Below are 17,602 nucleotides of genomic sequence, written 5' to 3' on the forward strand. Positions count from 1 at the left end.
GGGAACGACTTATGAAACTAAAGACCACATTGTTCGGCAATGTTTATCAGTTTAAGGATGTAAAAGAGGTGCTGGCGAAAGCCAACGAACTGCGTTCGGGGGATGTGCTGGCGGGGGTAGCGGCGGAGAGTTCGCAGCAGCGCGTGGCCGCCAAGCAGGTGCTCTCCGATATGACGGTGGCCGATATCCGTAATAACCCAGTGATCCCGTATGAGGAGGACTGCGTTACGCGCCTGATCCAGGATGACGTGAACGAAACCGCCTATCAGCGGATTAAACACTGGACCATCAGCGACCTGCGGGAATACGTGCTCAACGACGAGGTCACCAGCGACGATATCGCCTTTGTCCGCAAAGGGCTGACCTCCGAGGTGGTGGCTGCGGTGGCCAAGATCTGCTCCAACGCCGATCTGATCTACGGCGGTAAAAAAATGCCGGTGATCAAAAAAGCCAATACCACCATCGGTCTGCCGGGGACCTTTAGCTGCCGCCTGCAGCCGAACGATACCCGCGACGATGTGCAGAGTATTGCCGCGCAAATCTATGAAGGGCTCTCCTTCGGCGCGGGCGACGCGGTGATTGGCGTCAACCCGGTCACTGACGACGTGGAGAACCTGAGCCGGGTGCTGGATACGGTGTACGGGGTGATCGACAAGTTTAACATCCCGACCCAGGGCTGCGTGCTGGCGCACGTCACCACCCAGATTGAAGCCATCCGCCGCGGCGCGCCGGGGGGGCTTATCTTCCAGAGCATCTGCGGCAGTGAAAAAGGGCTTAAAGAGTTCGGCGTCGAGTTGGCGATGCTCGATGAAGCGCGGGCGGTGGGGGCGGAGTTTAACCGCATCGCCGGGGAGAACTGTCTTTACTTTGAAACCGGGCAGGGCTCGGCGCTTTCCGCGGGCGCTAACTTCGGCGCCGACCAGGTGACCATGGAAGCGCGTAACTATGGCCTGGCGCGGCACTACGATCCGTTCCTCGTCAACACCGTGGTGGGCTTTATCGGGCCGGAGTATCTCTATAACGACCGGCAAATCATTCGCGCCGGCCTGGAAGACCACTTTATGGGCAAGCTGAGCGGCATCTCAATGGGCTGCGACTGCTGCTATACCAACCATGCCGATGCCGACCAGAACCTCAACGAAAACCTGATGATCCTGCTGGCGACCGCAGGCTGCAACTACATCATGGGCATGCCGCTCGGCGACGACATCATGCTCAACTACCAGACCACCGCCTTCCACGATACCGCGACCGTGCGCCAGCTGCTGGGCCTGCGGCCGTCGCCGGAGTTTGAACGCTGGCTGGAAACGATGGGCATTATGGCAAATGGTCGCCTGACCAAACGGGCGGGCGATCCGTCACTGTTCTTCTGATGACGCGGGGATGACACATCATGGATCAAAAACAGATTGAAGACATTGTACGCAGCGTAATGGCGTCAATGGGACAACCACAGTCGCAGCCGCAGGCCCCCGCAGCGTCGACGCCGGCCTGCCATGCCGCCTGCGCCAGCGAAGCGGTGGTGGAAAGCTGCACGCTGGACCTGGGCTCAGCGGAAGCGAAAGCCTGGATTGGGGTACAACATCCGCACCGCGCCGAAGTACTGACTGAACTGAAACGCAGTACCGCGGCGCGCGTTTGCACCGGCCGCGCCGGCCCGCGTCCGCGCACTCAGGCGCTGCTGCGCTTCCTGGCCGATCACTCGCGCTCGAAAGACACGGTGCTCAAAGAGGTGCCGGAAGCGTGGGTGAAAGCGCAGGGGCTGCTGGAAGTGCGTTCCGAGATTAGCGATAAGAACCTCTACCTCACGCGTCCGGATATGGGCCGTCGCCTCAGTCCGGAAGCGATTGATGCGCTGAAGGCGCAGTGCGTGATGGATCCGGATGTGCAGGTGGTGGTGTCCGATGGCCTGTCGACGGATGCCATCACCGCCAACTACGAAGAGATCCTGCCGCCGCTGCTTGCCGGCCTGAAACAGGCGGGTCTGAAGGTCGGGACGCCGTTCTTCGTGCGCTATGGCCGCGTCAAGATTGAAGATCAGATCGGCGAGATCCTCGGCGCGAAGGTGGTGATCCTGCTGGTTGGCGAGCGCCCGGGGCTCGGCCAGTCGGAGAGCCTCTCCTGCTACGCGGTGTACTCCCCGCGGGTGGCGACCACCGTCGAGGCCGACCGGACCTGTATCTCCAATATCCACCAGGGCGGCACCCCGCCGGTAGAAGCCGCCGCGGTGATCGTGGATTTAGCCAAACGCATGCTGGAGCAGAAAGCCTCCGGCATCAACATGAGCCGTTAAGGAGGCATCATGCCAGCATTAGATTTGATTCGACCCTCGGTCACCGCGATGCGCGTGATTGCCTCGGTGAATGACGGTTTCGCGCGCGAGCTTAAATTACCGTCGCATATACGTAGCCTCGGACTCATCACGGCAGATTCTGACGATGTGACGTATATTGCCGCCGACGAAGCGACAAAGCAGGCGATGGTGGAGGTGGTCTATGGCCGCTCCCTCTACGCCGGCGCGGCCCATGGTCCGTCGCCTACCGCCGGCGAAGTACTGATCATGCTTGGCGGCCCGAATCCGGCGGAAGTTCGCGCCGGGCTGGATGCCATGATGGCGCATATTGAAGGTGGGGCGGCATTCCAGTGGGCTAACGACGCGCAAGATACCGCGTTTCTGGCGCACGTGGTGTCGCGTACCGGCTCTTATCTTTCATCGGCCGCTGGCATCGCGTTGGGCGATCCGATCGCTTATCTGGTGGCGCCGCCGCTGGAGGCGACGTTTGGTATCGATGCGGCGATGAAGTCGGCCGACGTTCAGCTGGTGACCTACGTCCCGCCGCCATCGGAAACCAACTATTCGGCCGCCTTTTTGACGGGAAGCCAGGCCGCCTGTAAAGCCGCCTGCAATGCCTTTACCGATGCCGTTCTCGATATTGCCCGTCATCCTGTACAGCGTGCGTAATGGAGGGAGCGATGATCAATGCGCTGGGATTGCTCGAAGTGGAGGGCATGGTCGCGGCTATAGACGCTGCGGATGCCATGCTTAAGGCGGCCAATGTGCGCCTGCTCAGTCATGAAGTGCTCGACCCGGGCAGGTTAACGCTGGTGGTGGAGGGCGACCTGGCGGCCTGCCGCGCCGCGCTGGATGCCGGGTCCGCCGCTGCCCGGCGGACCGGCTGCGTGATCAGCCGTCGGGAAATTGGTCGCCCGGAAGAGGATACCCAGCGGCTGATCGGCGGTTTTCAGCCACCGCCGCCAGCGCCCATGCCGCCTGCTGACCCGGCTTCATCGGAAGCCTTACTGACGCTGCTGGCTTCAGTTCGTCAGGGCATGACGGCCGGCGAGGTCGCCGCGCATTTTGCCTGGCCGCTGGATAAGGCCCGCCAGGCGCTGGAGCAGCTCTTTTCCGCAGGGACGCTACGAAAACGCAGTAGCCGCTATCGTCTCAAAAATCCATAACCTGTCGGAGGTGCCGGGAGCGGCTTGCCCCCGGCTTTAACGATTATGAAAAAGCGTCGTTCTGCAAATTTGCACCATCTCTGTTGCGAGGCGTTGCCGGAAGACACCAGGCTGACGCCTCAGGTTGAAATTGACAATATTCATCAACGACACACAACCGATGTGTATGAGCACGCCCTGACCATTACCGCCTGGCAACAGATCTACGATCAGCTGCATCCGGGGCAGTTTCGCGGCGAGTTTACCGAAATCCTACTCGATGAGATCCAGGTCTTCCGCGAATATACCGGGCTGGCGCTGCGCCAGTCCTGCCTGGTCTGGCCGAACTCCTTCTGGTTTGGCATTCCGGCGACCCGGGGTGAACAGGGGTTTATCGACTCGCAGTGTCTGGGCCGGGCAGAAATCGCCACCCGTCCCGGCGGTACGGAGTTCGAGCTCAGCACGCCGGATGATTACACCATTCTCGGGGTAGTGATTTCGCAGGAGGTGATTGCGCGTCACGCCAGTTTCCTGCACCACCCGGAACGGGTGCTACATATGCTACGCAACCAGTCAGCGCTGGCGGTCCGCGAGCCGCATAAGGCCGCGCTGTGGGGGTTTGTCCAGCAGGCGCTGGCCACCTTTAGCGAGCATCCGGATACCCTTCATCAGCCGGCCGTGCGTAAAGTCCTGCGGGATAATCTGTTGCTGGCGATGGGCACGATGCTGGAAGAAGCGCAGCCGATGGTAAGTGCAGAGAGCGTCAGCCACCAGAGCTACCGCCGCCTGCTGGCGCAGGCGCGCGAATATGTGCTGGAAAACAGCGCGGAGCCGTTAACCGTTCTCGATCTGTGCCAGCAGCTGTACGTCAGCCGTCGCACTTTGCAAAACGCCTTCCATGCGATTCTGGGGATTGGTCCTAACGCCTGGCTCAAACGGATCCGCCTGAACGCTGTGCGTCGGGAGCTGATAAGCCCCTGGTCAGAGCGCGAGACGGTCAAGGAGGCGGCCATGCAGTGGGGGTTCTGGCATTTGGGGCAGTTCGCCACCGACTATCAGCAGCTGTTTGCTGAGAAACCGTCGATGACGCTGCACCATCGCCTGCGCCAGTGGGTGTGAGGGAAGAGACTCCGCTACCGGGTGGCCAGCCGCCATCCGGCCGTTACAGCCAGTCGCGCACCTGAATAAACTCGCTCAGCGCCGCCTCGGGGCTGCCGGGCTCGGGCTGATAATCGTATTCCCAGCGCACCAGCGGCGGCATCGACATCAGAATCGACTCCGTACGCCCGCCGGTCTGCAGGCCGAACAGGGTGCCTCGGTCCCAGACCAGATTGAACTCGACATAGCGGCCGCGACGGTAGAGTTGAAAGTGGCGCTCGCGTTCGCCGTACGGCGTGGCTTTCCGGCGTTCGACGATAGGTAAATAGGCGTCAGCATAGCCGTTCCCGACCGCCTGCATAAAGGCGAAGCAGTGGTCAAAATCCGGGGTGTTCAGGTCGTCAAAGAACAGGCCGCCGATGCCGCGCTGCTCCTGGCGGTGCTTGAGATAGAAGTAATCATCGCACCATTTTTTATAGCGCGGATAGACTTCCTCGCCGAACGGCAGACACAGATCGCGGGCGGTACGATGCCAGTGGACGGCATCCTCTTCAAAGCCGTAGTAAGGGGTTAAATCAAAGCCGCCGCCGAACCACCACACCGGGTCGGCGCCAGGCTTTTCGGCAATAAAGAACCGCACGTTGGCATGGCTGGTGGGCACGTAGGGGTTCAGCGGATGAACCACCAGCGAGACGCCCATGGCTTCAAAACTGCGTCCGGCCAGCTCCGGGCGGTGCGCGGTGGCGGAGGCAGGCATGGCGTCGCCATGGACGTGGGAAAAGTTGACCCCCGCCTGCTCGAACACCCGGCCTTCGCGCAGCACCCGGCTGCGTCCGCCGCCACCGCCTTCCCGCTGCCAGGCATCTTCAATAAACGGCGCGCCATCCACGGCGCTCAGCTGCTGACAGAGGCTGTCCTGGAGCTGGAGCAGAAAAGTTTTTACCTGCGCGGCATCGGGTTTCATTAACGTCTCTTCGAATGGGCTTTCTGGTTATCGAACCAGTGGAAATAGCTGATAATGCCGTTGGCAATCGCGGTGGCGATTTTCTGCCGGAAGGCGGTGGTGCCGAGCAGTTTCTCCTCGTTCGGGTTGGTGATAAACGAGGTTTCCACCAGCACGGACGGTATGGATGGTGACTTCAGCACCACGAACGCCGCCTGCTCGGTATTGCGGCTGTGCAGCTTATGTACCGGCTTGATCTTTTTCAGGATATGCGAGCCCAGCGTCAGGCTGTTTTTGATGGTGTCGGTCTGCACCAGATCGAACAGTACCTGCTGCAGCAGATGGTCTTTATCCGTCGCTTTCTTACCGGCGACCTCATCGGCGCGGTTTTCGCGATCGGAGAGGTATTTCGCCATGGCGCTACTTGCGCCGCGGTTTGACAGGGCGAACACCGAGGCGCCGGCGGCGCTCGGGTTGGTGAAGCCATCGGCGTGGATTGACATAAACAGATCGGCGCCGTGCTGATGGGCGATCTCCACGCGGTCGTACAGCGGGATAAAGGTATCCCCGGTGCGGGTCAGGCGGGCGTCGATGCCGTTGCTGCGCAAAATGCTGCGCACGTTCTTAGCGATCGCCAACACCACATGCTTCTCTTTCGAGCCGTTATGGCCGATAGCGCCGGTATCGATGCCGCCGTGGCCCGGATCTAACATTACAATCCGGCGACCCCCGGCCTTTTTGGCGGCGGGTTTGCTATGTCCATTTGACGTTTTCTGTGGCTGTTCTTTTGCGCTGACCTGTGAGGCGACGCCGCTCAGCGTCATCGCAGCCAGCCCGGCTTTCAGCACCTGACGGCGCGAAGCAAGTATTTTTAAGGGTTTAAAAGTGCTCATTCGGCCTGAATTGTAAACAAGTGATGTCCAATGTTATATCGTATCGCGTTTGCCGTTACGACCATTCAAAATAAGAATTGTTTTACTTTTCATTTCAATACATGACAAAGTCATATTATGCCATTTTTTGTCGCTGATTTCGCCTGATATTGGCTATCAGTTATATTCGCGCCATAATCACTGTTTTTAACCGTCAATGGTGGGGAATACCATGGAGATTCGCGTTTTTCGCCAGCAGGATTTCGAAGAGGTTGTGACGCTGTGGGAGCGCTGCGATCTGTTGCGCCCGTGGAACGATCCGGAGATGGATATTGAGCGCAAGCTGAATCACGACGTCAGCCTGTTTCTGGTGGCGGAAGTGAATGGCGAAGTGGTCGGCACAGTGATGGGCGGATATGACGGTCATCGCGGATCGGCCTATTATCTCGGCGTCCATCCGGAATATCGCGGCCGGGGTATCGCGAACGCGCTGCTCAACCGTCTGGAGAAAAAGCTGATTGCCCGCGGCTGCCCGAAAATCAACATTATGGTCCGTGAAGACAACGACGTGGTGCAGGGAATGTACGAGCGGTTGGGCTATGAGTACGCCGATGTCCTGACCCTGGGCAAGCGCCTGATCGAAGATGAAGAATACTGAGTTTATCCCCGCCGATTTTGATGCCCATGGCCGTCTGCGCCTGCCTTTGCTTTTCTGGTGCGTGCTGTTGTTGCAGGCCCGCACGTGGGTGCTGTTTTTGATAGCCGGCGCATCGCGCCAGCAGGGCGACGCGATTCTTAATCTGTTCTATCCCGATCACGAGCGCTTCTGGCTTGGTTTACTGCCAGGCGTGCCGGCGGTGCTGGCCTTTCTGCTTAGCGGCTATCGTCAGCGCCTGCCGCGCCTGTGGCGGGCGATGCGCTGGCTGCTGGTGCTATCGCAAGTGCTGCTGTTGCTGTGGCAGCCGATGCTATGGCTGAGCGGCGAATCTCCCTCCTCGTTGACCATTGCGCTTCTGGTCGCGGATGGCTATGCCCTGTGGTGGCTGTTAACCAGCCGTCGCCTGGGCGCCTGTTTTCACCAGACCACCTTTTAATGGCACTTTTTGCCGATCGTGAACTCCAACATGCGTTGAATGACTCAGAAAGGATTGAGATATGAAATCGCTACGTGTAATGCTCTGTGCACTTCCGCTGGCGCTGACCGGCTGCTCCACGATGAGCGCAGTCAACTGGTCGGCGGCCTATCCGTGGAACTGGTTTGGCGCTTCCACCGAGGTGACCGAGCAGGGAGTGGGTAAACTGACGGCTTCCACGCCGCTCAATGAACAGGCGATTAGCGATGCGCTGGGCAGCGACTACCGTTTACGCAGCGGAATGAAGACCCATAAGGGCAATATCGTCCACTACTTTGAAGCGCTGAAAAACAACAGCGTGGCGCTGACCATCAATGGCGACAACGGTGCTATCAGCCGGATTGACGTGCGTGATGCGGATATCAAAACCGCCAGCGGCGTGAAAATCGGCACACCGTTTAGCGACCTGTACAGCAAAGCCTTCGGCAACTGCCAGAAAGGCAGCCATGACAACGGGGCGGTCGTCGAGTGTCAGGCCGAGGGGAGCCAGCATATCAGCTATGCCTTCACTGGCCACTGGAGCGGTCCGGACGAGCTGATGCCCTCCGACGATACGCTGAAAAACTGGAAGGTCAGCAAGATTATCTGGCGTCGCTAAATTGATCTGAAGAGACACGACAGCTCTGAAAAACGGTTACAATGGCGCGTTAGCAACGCGACAGCGTTGTGGTTGCATCATTTCAGGAGGAGCGATGTCTCAGGTTCAGAGCGGCATTTTGCCGGAACATTGCCGCGCGGCGATTTGGATTGAAGCCAATCTCAAAGGGGACGTTAACGCCCTGCGCGAAGCGAGCAAAATTTTTGTCGATAACGTGGCCACCTTCCAGGCTAAATTCCCCGACGCCAAACTCGGTGCGGTGGTGGCGTTCGGCAATAACGTCTGGCGTCAGCTGAGCGGCGGCGAAGGGGCGGATGAGTTAAAAGATTTCCCGGTCTATGGCAAAGGGCTGGCGCCGTCCACCCAGTATGACCTGCTGATTCATATTTTATCCGCCCGTCATGAAGTTAACTTCTCGGTGGCGCAGGCCGCGCTGGCCGCCTTTGGCGACGCTATCGACGTGAAAGAAGAGATCCACGGCTTCCGCTGGGTGGAAGAGCGTGACCTCAGCGGCTTCGTCGATGGCACCGAAAACCCGGCGGGGGAAGAAACCCGCCGCGAAGTGGCGGTCATTAAAGACGGCGTGGATGCGGGCGGCAGCTACGTGTTCGTCCAGCGCTGGGAGCATAATCTCAAACAGCTGAACCGCATGAGCGTGCCGGATCAGGAGATGATGATCGGCCGTACTAAAGACGCTAACGAAGAGATCGATGGCGATGAACGTCCGGTCACGTCGCACCTGAGCCGCGTGGACTTAAAAGAAGATGGCAAAGGGTTGAAAATCGTCCGTCAGAGCCTGCCGTACGGCACCGCCAGCGGCACCCATGGCCTCTATTTCTGCGCCTACTGCGCGCGCCTGTATAACATCGAGCAGCAGCTGCTGAGCATGTTTGGCGATACCGACGGTAAACGCGACGCGATGCTGCGCTTCACCAAACCGGTGACCGGCGGGTATTACTTCGCGCCGTCGCTGGAGCGTATCCAGGCGCTGTAATTTTTCCCCTCACCCTAACCCTCTCCCCAAAGGGGAGAGGGGACGGTAAGGTGCGGCTATGGGATCTGCGTGCGGATTCTTTTACTCCCTCTCCCTCAGTCAGAGGGGAGGGGTGAGGGCATCGGCGACTCAGGCGCTTCAAGTATCCCCTCCATCACCGCATCACCATACTCTTCAAACTCAATATTCCAGAAGCGTAAAACTCGCCATCCCTCGCTCTGTTGCCAGCGGGTGCGGCGTCATCGTGTTGGCCGCCGTCCAGTTCAATCGCCAGCCGTATTGCGCAGCAGGCGAAATCGAGAATATAGGGGGCAACGGGGCGCTGGCGGCGAAACGTATCGCTAGCAAAACGGCGGTTGCCCAGTCAGTACCCTGGTCGACGTTCTGCGGGCGTTAAGCTACGTCTGAGCTGACGAGCAAATATCTGTGTGTTTTTCATATAAACACAGTGCACGCCTGGCTGCCGTTTGTCACAATGACCCGTCTAATCTGCGAGCCGCTTTCAGCTAAGCTTTGCCAGTTGCTTATTCCCTTTTCGACTTCCAAATCGCCAAACGGTATATAAAACCGTTACTCCTTTCGTACCCGTTATAAATATGATGATCATCAGAAAATGTTCAACGTTGATAAGGGTGCGCAATGGCCGTTAAATCACTGAAAAAAGGATATCTGGCGCTGGCGGCTTCCATGCTGCTGGTGGCGCAGACGCAGGCGACGGAGCTGCTGAACAGCTCCTATGATGTCTCCCGCGAGCTGTTTGCCGCCCTTAACCCGCCTTTTGAGCAGCAGTGGGCGAAAGACAATGGCGGGGACAAGCTGACCATCAAGCAGTCGCATGCCGGTTCATCCAAGCAGGCGCTGGCTATTTTGCAGGGCCTGAAGGCGGACGTGGTCACCTACAACCAGGTGACGGACGTGCAGATCCTGCATGACAAAGGCAACCTGATCCCGGCCGACTGGCAAAGCCGTCTGCCGAACAACAGCTCACCGTTCTATTCGACGATGGGTTTCCTGGTGCGTAAAGGCAATCCGAAAAACATTCATGACTGGAACGACCTGGTTCGCTCTGACGTTAAGCTGATCTTCCCGAATCCGAAAACCTCGGGTAACGCCCGATACACCTACCTGGCGGCATGGGGCGCGGCGGATAAAGCCGATGGCGGCGATAAAGCTAAAACCGAACAGTTTATGACTCAGTTTCTCAAGAACGTCGAAGTCTTTGACACCGGCGGGCGCGGAGCGACCACCACCTTCGCCGAGCGCGGCCTCGGCGATGTGCTGATTAGCTTCGAATCGGAAGTGAACAATATTCGCAAGCAGTATGAGGCGCAGGGATTTGAAGTGGTTATCCCGAAAACCAACATTCTGGCGGAGTTCCCGGTGGCCTGGGTCGATAAAAACGTCAAAGCCAATGGCACGGAAAAGGCGGCGAAAGCCTACCTGAACTGGCTCTATACGCCACAGGCGCAAACTATCATTACCGACTACTACTATCGGGTAAACAACCCGAAAGTGATGGATGCTCTGAAGGATAAATTCCCGCAGACCGAGCTGTTCCGCGTGGAAGATAAGTTTGGCTCCTGGCCTGAGGTGATGAAAACCCATTTCGCCAGCGGCGGCGAACTGGACAAACTGCTGGCGGCGGGGCGTAAGTAATGTTTGCTGTGTCGTCCAAGCGCGTGCTGCCGGGCTTTACCCTGAGCCTTGGCACCAGCCTGCTGTTTGTCTGTCTGATTTTGTTATTACCGCTCAGCGCGTTGGTGATGCAGCTGGCGCAGATGAGTTGGGCGCAGTACTGGGATGTGATCACCAACCCGCAGGTGGTGGCTGCCTATAAGGTTACGCTGCTGTCGGCGTTTGTGGCCTCGATTTTTAACGGCGTCTTTGGTCTGCTGATGGCCTGGATCCTGACCCGCTATCGTTTTCCGGGCCGCACGCTGCTGGATGCCTTAATGGACCTGCCGTTTGCGCTGCCGACGGCGGTAGCCGGTCTGACCCTGGCCTCGCTGTTTTCGGTGAACGGTATTTACGGGGAATGGCTGGCGAAGTTCGATATTAAAGTCACCTATACCTGGCTCGGCATCGCCGTGGCGATGGCCTTCACCAGCATCCCGTTTGTGGTACGCACCGTGCAGCCGGTGCTGGAAGAGTTGGGGCCCGAGTATGAGGAAGCGGCGGAAACGCTGGGCGCCACGCGCTGGCAGAGTTTCCGCAAGGTGGTGCTGCCGGAGCTGTCGCCGGCGCTGCTGGCGGGCATTGCTCTGTCGTTTACCCGCAGCCTCGGCGAATTCGGCGGGGTGATTTTTATCGCCGGCAACATCGCGTGGAAGACGGAAGTGACGTCGCTGATGATCTTTATTCGTCTGCAGGAGTTTGACTATCCGGCGGCGAGCGCCATCGCCTCGGTGATCCTGGCCGGCTCACTGCTGCTGCTGTTTTCCATCAATACCCTGCAGAGTCGCTTTGGTCGACGCGTGGTAGGTCACTAATGGCGGAAGTTACTCAATTGAAACGCTACGACGCGCCCCGTATCAACTGGGGAAAATGGTTTCTGATTGGCGTCGGGATGCTGGTCTCCGCCTTCATCCTTGTGGTGCCGATGCTCTACATCTTTATCCAGGCCTTCAGCAAAGGATTGATGCCGGTGCTGGAAAACCTGGCGAACCCGGACATGCTGCATGCCATCTGGCTGACGGTGATGATTGCGTTGATTACCGTACCGGTGAACCTGGTGTTCGGTACCTTGCTGGCCTGGCTGGTGACACGTTTTACCTTTCCGGGGCGCCAGCTGCTGCTGACGTTGCTGGATATCCCGTTCGCCGTCTCGCCGGTGGTGGCCGGTCTGGTGTATCTGCTGTTTTACGGCTCTAACGGTCCGCTGGGCGGCTGGCTTGACGCGCATAATCTGCAAATCATGTTCGCCTGGCCGGGCATGGTGCTGGCGACCATCTTTGTTACCTGTCCGTTTGTGGTGCGTGAGCTGGTGCCGGTGATGATGAGTCAGGGCAGTCATGAAGATGAGGCCGCGGTGCTGCTGGGCGCGTCCGGCTGGCAGATGTTCCGCCGGGTGACGTTGCCCAATATTCGCTGGGCGCTGCTGTACGGCGTGGTGCTGACCAACGCCCGCGCCATCGGCGAGTTTGGCGCGGTGTCGGTGGTTTCCGGCTCGATCCGCGGCGAAACGCTGTCGCTGCCGCTGCAAATTGAACTACTGGAGCAGGATTACAACACCGTCGGCTCGTTTACCGCCGCCGCCCTGCTGACGTTAATGGCTATTCTGACCCTGTTTTTAAAGAGTATGTTGCAATGGCGTCTGGCCAATCAGAAAGAACGCGCGCAACAGGAGGGAAATCATGAGCATTGAGATTGCCAATATTAAGAAATCGTTTGGTCGCACCCAGGTGCTGAATGATATCTCGTTGGATATCCCTTCCGGACAAATGGTTGCGCTGCTGGGGCCCTCGGGCTCCGGAAAAACCACCCTGCTGCGAATTATCGCCGGTCTGGAGCATCAGACCAGCGGTCATATCCGCTTCCACGGTACCGACGTCAGTCGGATGCACGCTCGCGACCGTAAAGTGGGCTTCGTTTTCCAGCACTATGCGCTGTTCCGCCATATGACGGTGTTCGATAACATCGCCTTTGGCCTGACCGTGCTGCCGCGCCGCGAACGCCCCAATGCGGCGGCGATTAAAGCCAAGGTGACCAAACTGCTGGAGATGGTGCAGCTGGCCCATCTGGCGGATCGCTATCCGGCGCAGCTGTCCGGAGGCCAGAAGCAGCGCGTGGCGCTGGCGCGCGCCCTGGCGGTGGAGCCGCAAATTTTGCTGTTGGATGAACCTTTCGGTGCGCTGGATGCGCAGGTGCGTAAAGAGCTGCGCCGCTGGCTGCGTCAGCTGCATGAAGAGCTGAAATTCACCAGCGTGTTCGTCACCCACGATCAGGAAGAGGCGATGGAAGTTGCCGACCGAGTGGTGGTCATGAGCCAGGGCAACATCGAACAGGCCGATGCCCCGGAGCGCGTATGGCGTGAGCCGTCTACCCGTTTCGTGCTGGAGTTTATGGGGGAAGTGAACCGCCTGCAGGGGGTCATCCGCGGTGGACAGTTCCAGGTCGGCGCCCACCGCTGGCCGTTAGGCTATACCCCGGCATACCAGGGGCCAGTGGACCTGTTCCTGCGCCCGTGGGAAGTGGACATCAGCCGGCGGACCAGCCTGGATTCGCCGCTGCCGGTGCAGGTCCTGGAGGCCAGTCCGAAAGGGCACTACACCCAATTAGTCGTCCAGCCTCTGGGGTGGTATGATGAACCGCTGAGCGTGGTGTTAACGGGCGGCGAGGCGCCGTCCCGCGGCGAACGGCTGTTCGTCGGGCTGCAAAACGCGCGTTTGTACAACGGTACCGAGCGTATCGAGCCGCGCGGCGAGCTTGCTCTGGCGGAGTCGGCCTGATAGCTTAAATCCATGTGCTTTTGCCGGGTGAGGCTCTGCTCACCCGGTCTGGAATTATCACGCGTCTGCCAGGCCGGGTAAGCGAAGCGCCGCCCGGCTTTTTTATTGAGTAAAAATCGTGAATACACTCGAACAAACCATCGGCAATACCCCTCTGGTCAAACTTCAGCGTCTGGGACCGGACAACGGCAGCGAAGTCTGGGTCAAACTCGAAGGCAATAATCCGGCCGGCTCGGTGAAAGATCGCGCCGCGCTGTCGATGATCGTCGAAGCGGAAAAGCGCGGCGAAATTCAGCCCGGAGACGTGCTGATCGAAGCGACCAGCGGCAACACCGGTATTGCGCTGGCGATGATCGCCGCGCTGAAAGGCTACCGGATGAAGCTGCTGATGCCCGACAACATGAGCCAGGAGCGTCGGGCCGCGATGCGCGCTTACGGCGCCGAGCTTATCCTGGTCAGCAAAGAGCAGGGGATGGAGGGGGCCCGCGACCTGGCTCTGGAAATGGCCCAGCGCGGAGAAGGCAAACTGCTCGATCAGTTTAACAACCCGGATAACCCCTACGCCCACTACACCACCACCGGGCCGGAAATCTGGCAGCAGACCGCGGGGCGTATCACCCACTTTGTCTCCAGTATGGGGACCACCGGCACCATTACCGGCGTGTCACGTTTTCTGCGTGAACAGAGTAAACCGGTGACCATTGTTGGCCTGCAGCCGGAGGAGGGGAGCAGTATTCCCGGGATCCGCCGCTGGCCGGAAGAGTATATGCCGGGGATCTTTAACGCTTCGCTGGTGGATACGGTGCTGGATATTCATCAGCAGGATGCCGAGAACACCATGCGTCAGCTGGCGGTGCGGGAAGGCATTTTCTGCGGCGTCAGTTCGGGCGGCGCGGTAGCGGGCGCGTTACGCATAGCCCGCGAAAATCCTGGCGCGGTGGTGGTGGCGATCGTCTGCGATCGCGGCGATCGTTACCTTTCCACCGGCGTCTTCGGCGAAGAACACTTTAGCCAGGGGGCGGGCATTTAATCATCAAGCAGGTCGGTGCCGTAGGAGTTATCGACGGTGCACAGCCAGCGTTCGCCCTGCTTCTGAAAGACATAGGTGGCGCGTCGCGTGACCTGGGATATCCCGTCCGCCGTCGGGATATCCAGCCGGGTCTCCATAATCACCAGCGCATTGCCGCCGCCTTCAATAACCTCCATTTTCCCCTGAGTCACCACCAGTCGGTGCTGGAAATAGTCGGCAATGGCGATAAAGGCTTTGCGGATATTCTCTTTCCCTCTGACCACCATGCCCGGTTTGACGACCAGCGCGGCGTCTTCTGCGTAATAACTCATCAGGGTATCGTAATCTTCCTGCGAGATAGCGCGATCGCAGGCTTCAATGACCGCTTTCAGTGCCGGGTCAGGGTGATGCATCTCTGGTGCTCCTTGTTGTGAGCGATTTGTCCGCCTCGGCGATCAGGGCATGCAGGTAAGACTAGCCTGCTGTCGTTTATTTTTCATTAATTTGTCGGCAGCTGCCATCACTCCCCGATACGTTCGGTGGACTGCCTGCGTCAGGGGGCGTCTAAGGCCTGCGCAATATCGGCCGCCAGGCGGGAAATCTCAGCGTCACTCAGACGGCCCAGCGACAGGCGTAGCCCGTGGGAGGGCGTACGGATGCCAAACACCTCTCCCTCCCGGACCAGCCAGCCGGCGCGGGCCAGGCGTAAGGCGTAGGGCTGGCTCGCCGCTGGCAGCGGCAGCCAGAAATTGAGGCCATCCCCTGGCGTAGCATGGCTGAAGCCGTGCCGGGCCAGCGCCGCCGCCAGTTTCGCATTCTGCTGGCGATAGTGACGACGAGTCTCCGTCATCGAGGCGATAAACGCCTCGTCGGTCAGGCAGGCCAGCGTCAGGTCCTGCAGCAGATGGCTGACCCACTGGCTGCCGGCGTTAAGCCGCAGGCGCAGCGCCGCTGAAGTAGCGGCATCGCTGGCGATAAAGGCCAGCCGCAGGTCTGGTCCGAGGGTTTTTGACATTGAGCGCACCAGCGCCCAGCGTTGGGTGCTTGCAGGAAGAGGGGAGTGCCATGGCGTGGCCGACAGCAGGGCAAAATGGTCATCAACAATCGCCAGTACCTGCGGATAGCGGGCTAGCACCTCCCGCAGGGCATGCGCCCGGGTTTCCGTCAGGCTACAGCCGGTAGGATTATGCGCGCGCGGGGTTAAGATCACCGCCCGTGCGCCGTTGCGTAACGCCTCCTCCAGGCCGTCAGGATCCATCCCTTCGGCATCCACCGCCACCGGGCAGGGGGTAAAACCGGCGTAACGCACCATATTGATGCTGCTGAGAAAACAGGGATCTTCCACCACAACGCCGTCGCCGGGGAGCAGCAGGGCGCACAGCAGGCGCTCCAGGGCGTCTATCGCCCCGCTGGCGAGATTCACCGCAAAGGGAACGGCTATCTCTCTGGCAAACCACGCCTCGGCCCATTGGCCAAGCCGCGGCTCAATGGGCGCATCGCCATACAGGCGGGGCGTGCGGGCAATCTGGCCCAGATAGCGGGGTAAATCAGGCAGTCTGGCCGGATCCGGATTGCCGCTGGAGATATCGTTCAGCGGGGTCGTTGGGTCACCTCCCTCCAGCGCCGGCAGTGTGTCCCGCGCTTTAATGGCTGTACCGTTGCGTCCCTGACTGACGGCCAGCCCGGAGGTCACCAGCCGTTTATAGGCGGCGGCGACAGTGTTGCGATTCACTGCAAGCTGGCTGGCGAGTTCACGTACCGGCGGCAGAACCTCTCCGGGCTGCAACCCGCCGCTCTGCACCAGATGGCGGATGTTATCGAAGATTTCGCTGGCGGTTTTTCCGGCTAACATTATTGACCTATGACAAAATGGAATTTAGCATAGGACGAATCATAATCAGTGCGTGACCCGCTGTCCAGCGGGGGGAGAAAAGATGGGCCAGCAGGATGATATACAATCAGTGCTCTTTCACGACAAAAGCCGGGCGTCGGAAGTGGATATCGTCGCCGTGCAGTCGCAGGTAGTCTATGGCAGCGTCGGCAACAGCATCGCGGTTCCGGCGATTAAACAGCATGGTCTGCGCGTGCTGGCGGTGCCGACGGTGCTGTTCAGTAATACGCCCCATTATGAGACGTTCTATGGCGGCATTATTCCGGAAGAGTGGTTTGTCGGGTATCTGCAGGCGCTGGAGGAGCGCGACGCGCTGCGCGAACTGCGTGCGGTCACCACCGGCTATATGGGCAGCGCTGTGCAAATCGAACGCCTGGCGCAGTGGCTGACGCGCGTACGGGCCCGCCATCCCGGGTTGTGCATTCTGGTGGATCCGGTCATCGGCGATGTCGACAGCGGCATCTATGTCAAGGCTGAGATCCCGGACGCCTATCGTCAGCACCTGCTGCCGCTGGCGCAAGGGATCACCCCCAATCTGTTCGAACTGGAGACGCTGAGCGGCCAGCGCTGTCGCGATCGGCAGGAGGCGGTCGCCGCGGCGCGAAGCCTGCTGTCGGACACCCTCAAATGGGTGGTGATCACCAGCGCGCCGGGAGAGGCCGATTCGACGATCAATGTGCTGGTGGTGACGGCCGATGCAGTGGAAGTGGTGGTTCACCCGCGGGTGGAGACAGACTTAAAAGGAACCGGCGATCTGTTCTGCGCGGAGCTGGTGAGCGGGTTGCTTTCCGGCCTGGCGCTGGGGGCAGCGACGCAGGCTGCTGCCCAGCGCGTGCTGGAGGTGATGAACTGGACTGCCGCCCAGGGGTGTGACGAATTGATCCTACCGCCGCTGGAGCAAAGCAGATGAAAAGCTATCGGTTAGTGATCCGCCAGCAGGGACGCATTGTTGGTCATTTTGATACGACAGGTGAGGCGGCGCTGGAGGATGCCTGCGTGGCGCGGTCGCTGTTCTGCCTGGCCGGTGGATATCAGTGCGAACTGCTGGTCGCTGACAGCGAGCGGCGAATTCTGGAGAGCACCCCGGAGGGATTGCGCGTCTTGTCCCGCGAGAAGTGCTATCGACCGGTAACCTGCGCGGTATAAAAAAATGGCGCCTTTCGGCGCCATTTTTATGC

Annotated in this window: 21 protein-coding genes; 16 read left to right on the forward strand and 5 right to left on the reverse strand. The window is 59.5% G+C overall.

The features are described from left to right. The first annotated feature begins 11 nt into the window (after positions 1–11). The 5 genes from eutB to eutR are packed head-to-tail and all read left to right on the forward strand — an operon-like array spanning position 12 to position 4,557. Entirely contained in the window at positions 12–1,373 is a 1,362-nt protein-coding gene (eutB, locus tag HMPREF3140_RS07065) for an ethanolamine ammonia-lyase subunit alpha (RefSeq protein ID WP_004152001.1), read from the forward strand. Between the two features lie 20 nt (positions 1,374–1,393). Continuing rightward, on the forward strand, positions 1,394–2,293 hold the full coding sequence (gene eutC, locus HMPREF3140_RS07070) for an ethanolamine ammonia-lyase subunit EutC (RefSeq protein ID WP_004213213.1): 900 nt from the start codon (positions 1,394–1,396) through the stop codon (positions 2,291–2,293). A 9-nt stretch (positions 2,294–2,302) separates the two neighbouring features. Then, complete coding sequence (eutL, locus tag HMPREF3140_RS07075; protein WP_004174905.1) at positions 2,303–2,962, forward strand: ethanolamine utilization microcompartment protein EutL; 660 nt, start codon at positions 2,303–2,305, stop codon at positions 2,960–2,962. A gap of 11 nt (positions 2,963–2,973) precedes the next feature. Then, positions 2,974–3,459: an ethanolamine utilization microcompartment protein EutK gene (eutK, locus tag HMPREF3140_RS07080; protein WP_004213215.1), complete on the forward strand. Its 486-nt coding sequence runs from the start codon at positions 2,974–2,976 to the stop codon at positions 3,457–3,459. Positions 3,460–3,504: 45 nt separating this feature from the next. Continuing rightward, positions 3,505–4,557: an HTH-type transcriptional regulator EutR gene (gene eutR, locus HMPREF3140_RS07085; protein ID WP_070552896.1), complete on the forward strand. Its 1,053-nt coding sequence runs from the start codon at positions 3,505–3,507 to the stop codon at positions 4,555–4,557. A 43-nt stretch (positions 4,558–4,600) separates the two neighbouring features. Here the strand turns inward: eutR and hemF are convergent, their stop codons facing one another. Together hemF and amiA are read right to left on the reverse strand one after the other, a co-directional pair. Further along, positions 4,601–5,500, reverse strand: coding sequence for an oxygen-dependent coproporphyrinogen oxidase (gene hemF, locus HMPREF3140_RS07090; protein WP_004145617.1), 900 nt, complete (start codon positions 5,498–5,500; stop codon positions 4,601–4,603). Beyond that, entirely contained in the window at positions 5,500–6,372 is an 873-nt protein-coding gene (amiA, locus tag HMPREF3140_RS07095) for an N-acetylmuramoyl-L-alanine amidase AmiA (protein WP_070552897.1), read from the reverse strand. Before amiA ends, hemF begins: the two co-directional genes overlap by 1 nt. Before the next feature lie 211 nt (positions 6,373–6,583). Between amiA and HMPREF3140_RS07100 the strand changes: the two genes are divergently transcribed. The 4 genes from HMPREF3140_RS07100 to HMPREF3140_RS07115 all read left to right on the forward strand — a co-directional run bounded on the left by HMPREF3140_RS07100 (position 6,584) and on the right by HMPREF3140_RS07115 (position 9,076). Continuing rightward, positions 6,584–7,009, forward strand: a complete 426-nt coding sequence (locus HMPREF3140_RS07100) for a GNAT family acetyltransferase (RefSeq protein WP_002913637.1) — start codon at positions 6,584–6,586, stop codon at positions 7,007–7,009. Then, entirely contained in the window at positions 6,996–7,445 is a 450-nt protein-coding gene (locus HMPREF3140_RS07105; protein ID WP_004185043.1) for a DUF2919 domain-containing protein, read from the forward strand. Before HMPREF3140_RS07100 ends, HMPREF3140_RS07105 begins: the two co-directional genes overlap by 14 nt. A gap of 61 nt (positions 7,446–7,506) precedes the next feature. Then, positions 7,507–8,082 (forward strand): RpoE-regulated lipoprotein, encoded by a 576-nt coding sequence (locus HMPREF3140_RS07110; protein ID WP_032412112.1) that lies wholly within the window; start codon positions 7,507–7,509, stop codon positions 8,080–8,082. A 94-nt stretch (positions 8,083–8,176) separates the two neighbouring features. Then, positions 8,177–9,076 carry a Dyp-type peroxidase gene (locus tag HMPREF3140_RS07115; RefSeq protein ID WP_004145614.1) on the forward strand — a complete coding sequence of 300 codons (900 nt, stop codon included), beginning with the start codon at positions 8,177–8,179 and terminating at the stop codon, positions 9,074–9,076. 154 nt (positions 9,077–9,230) lie between these two features. On the opposite strand, the gene HMPREF3140_RS29625 is transcribed toward HMPREF3140_RS07115, so the two are convergent. Next, complete coding sequence (locus tag HMPREF3140_RS29625) at positions 9,231–9,440, reverse strand: endonuclease domain-containing protein (RefSeq protein ID WP_352600667.1); 210 nt, start codon at positions 9,438–9,440, stop codon at positions 9,231–9,233. Between the two features lie 275 nt (positions 9,441–9,715). On the opposite strand from HMPREF3140_RS29625, the gene cysP reads away from it, so the two are divergent. From cysP to cysM, 5 genes are all read left to right on the forward strand, one after another. After that, positions 9,716–10,732 carry a thiosulfate/sulfate ABC transporter substrate-binding protein CysP gene (gene cysP / locus HMPREF3140_RS07130; RefSeq protein ID WP_004185040.1) on the forward strand — a complete coding sequence of 339 codons (1,017 nt, stop codon included), beginning with the start codon at positions 9,716–9,718 and terminating at the stop codon, positions 10,730–10,732. Beyond that, positions 10,732–11,565 carry a sulfate/thiosulfate ABC transporter permease CysT gene (gene cysT, locus HMPREF3140_RS07135; RefSeq protein WP_070552898.1) on the forward strand — a complete coding sequence of 278 codons (834 nt, stop codon included), beginning with the start codon at positions 10,732–10,734 and terminating at the stop codon, positions 11,563–11,565. Before cysP ends, cysT begins: the two co-directional genes overlap by 1 nt. Next, complete coding sequence (cysW, locus tag HMPREF3140_RS07140; RefSeq protein ID WP_002913625.1) at positions 11,565–12,440, forward strand: sulfate/thiosulfate ABC transporter permease CysW; 876 nt, start codon at positions 11,565–11,567, stop codon at positions 12,438–12,440. The genes cysT and cysW overlap by 1 nt, the downstream gene beginning before the upstream one ends. Continuing rightward, on the forward strand, positions 12,430–13,524 hold the full coding sequence (gene cysA / locus HMPREF3140_RS07145; RefSeq protein WP_023285410.1) for a sulfate/thiosulfate ABC transporter ATP-binding protein CysA: 1,095 nt from the start codon (positions 12,430–12,432) through the stop codon (positions 13,522–13,524). The genes cysW and cysA overlap by 11 nt, the downstream gene beginning before the upstream one ends. 118 nt (positions 13,525–13,642) lie before the next feature. Further along, positions 13,643–14,554, forward strand: coding sequence for a cysteine synthase CysM (gene cysM, locus HMPREF3140_RS07150; protein ID WP_023285409.1), 912 nt, complete (start codon positions 13,643–13,645; stop codon positions 14,552–14,554). On the opposite strand, the gene HMPREF3140_RS07155 is transcribed toward cysM, so the two are convergent. Together HMPREF3140_RS07155 and ptsJ are read right to left on the reverse strand one after the other, a co-directional pair. Further along, positions 14,551–14,946 carry a YybH family protein gene (locus HMPREF3140_RS07155; protein WP_004180829.1) on the reverse strand — a complete coding sequence of 132 codons (396 nt, stop codon included), beginning with the start codon at positions 14,944–14,946 and terminating at the stop codon, positions 14,551–14,553. The two genes, cysM and HMPREF3140_RS07155, sit on opposite strands and share 4 nt — an antisense overlap. A 140-nt stretch (positions 14,947–15,086) precedes the next feature. Further along, the gene (gene ptsJ / locus HMPREF3140_RS07160) at positions 15,087–16,385 is read right to left on the reverse strand and encodes a MocR-like B6 salvage transcription factor PtsJ (protein WP_032412107.1); all 1,299 of its coding nucleotides are present in this window, start codon (positions 16,383–16,385) and stop codon (positions 15,087–15,089) included. Between the two features lie 82 nt (positions 16,386–16,467). Between ptsJ and pdxK the strand changes: the two genes are divergently transcribed. Together pdxK and HMPREF3140_RS07170 are read left to right on the forward strand one after the other, a co-directional pair. Continuing rightward, entirely contained in the window at positions 16,468–17,334 is an 867-nt protein-coding gene (gene pdxK / locus HMPREF3140_RS07165; protein ID WP_004174917.1) for a pyridoxine/pyridoxal/pyridoxamine kinase, read from the forward strand. Then, entirely contained in the window at positions 17,331–17,570 is a 240-nt protein-coding gene (locus HMPREF3140_RS07170; protein WP_032412105.1) for a hypothetical protein, read from the forward strand. Before pdxK ends, HMPREF3140_RS07170 begins: the two co-directional genes overlap by 4 nt. The last annotated feature ends 32 nt before the right edge of the window (positions 17,571–17,602 follow it).

Origin of the sequence: Klebsiella sp. HMSC16A12, from assembly GCF_001808265.1 — a bacterium.
GTDB classification, from domain to species: Bacteria; Pseudomonadota; Gammaproteobacteria; order Enterobacterales; family Enterobacteriaceae; genus Klebsiella; species Klebsiella pneumoniae.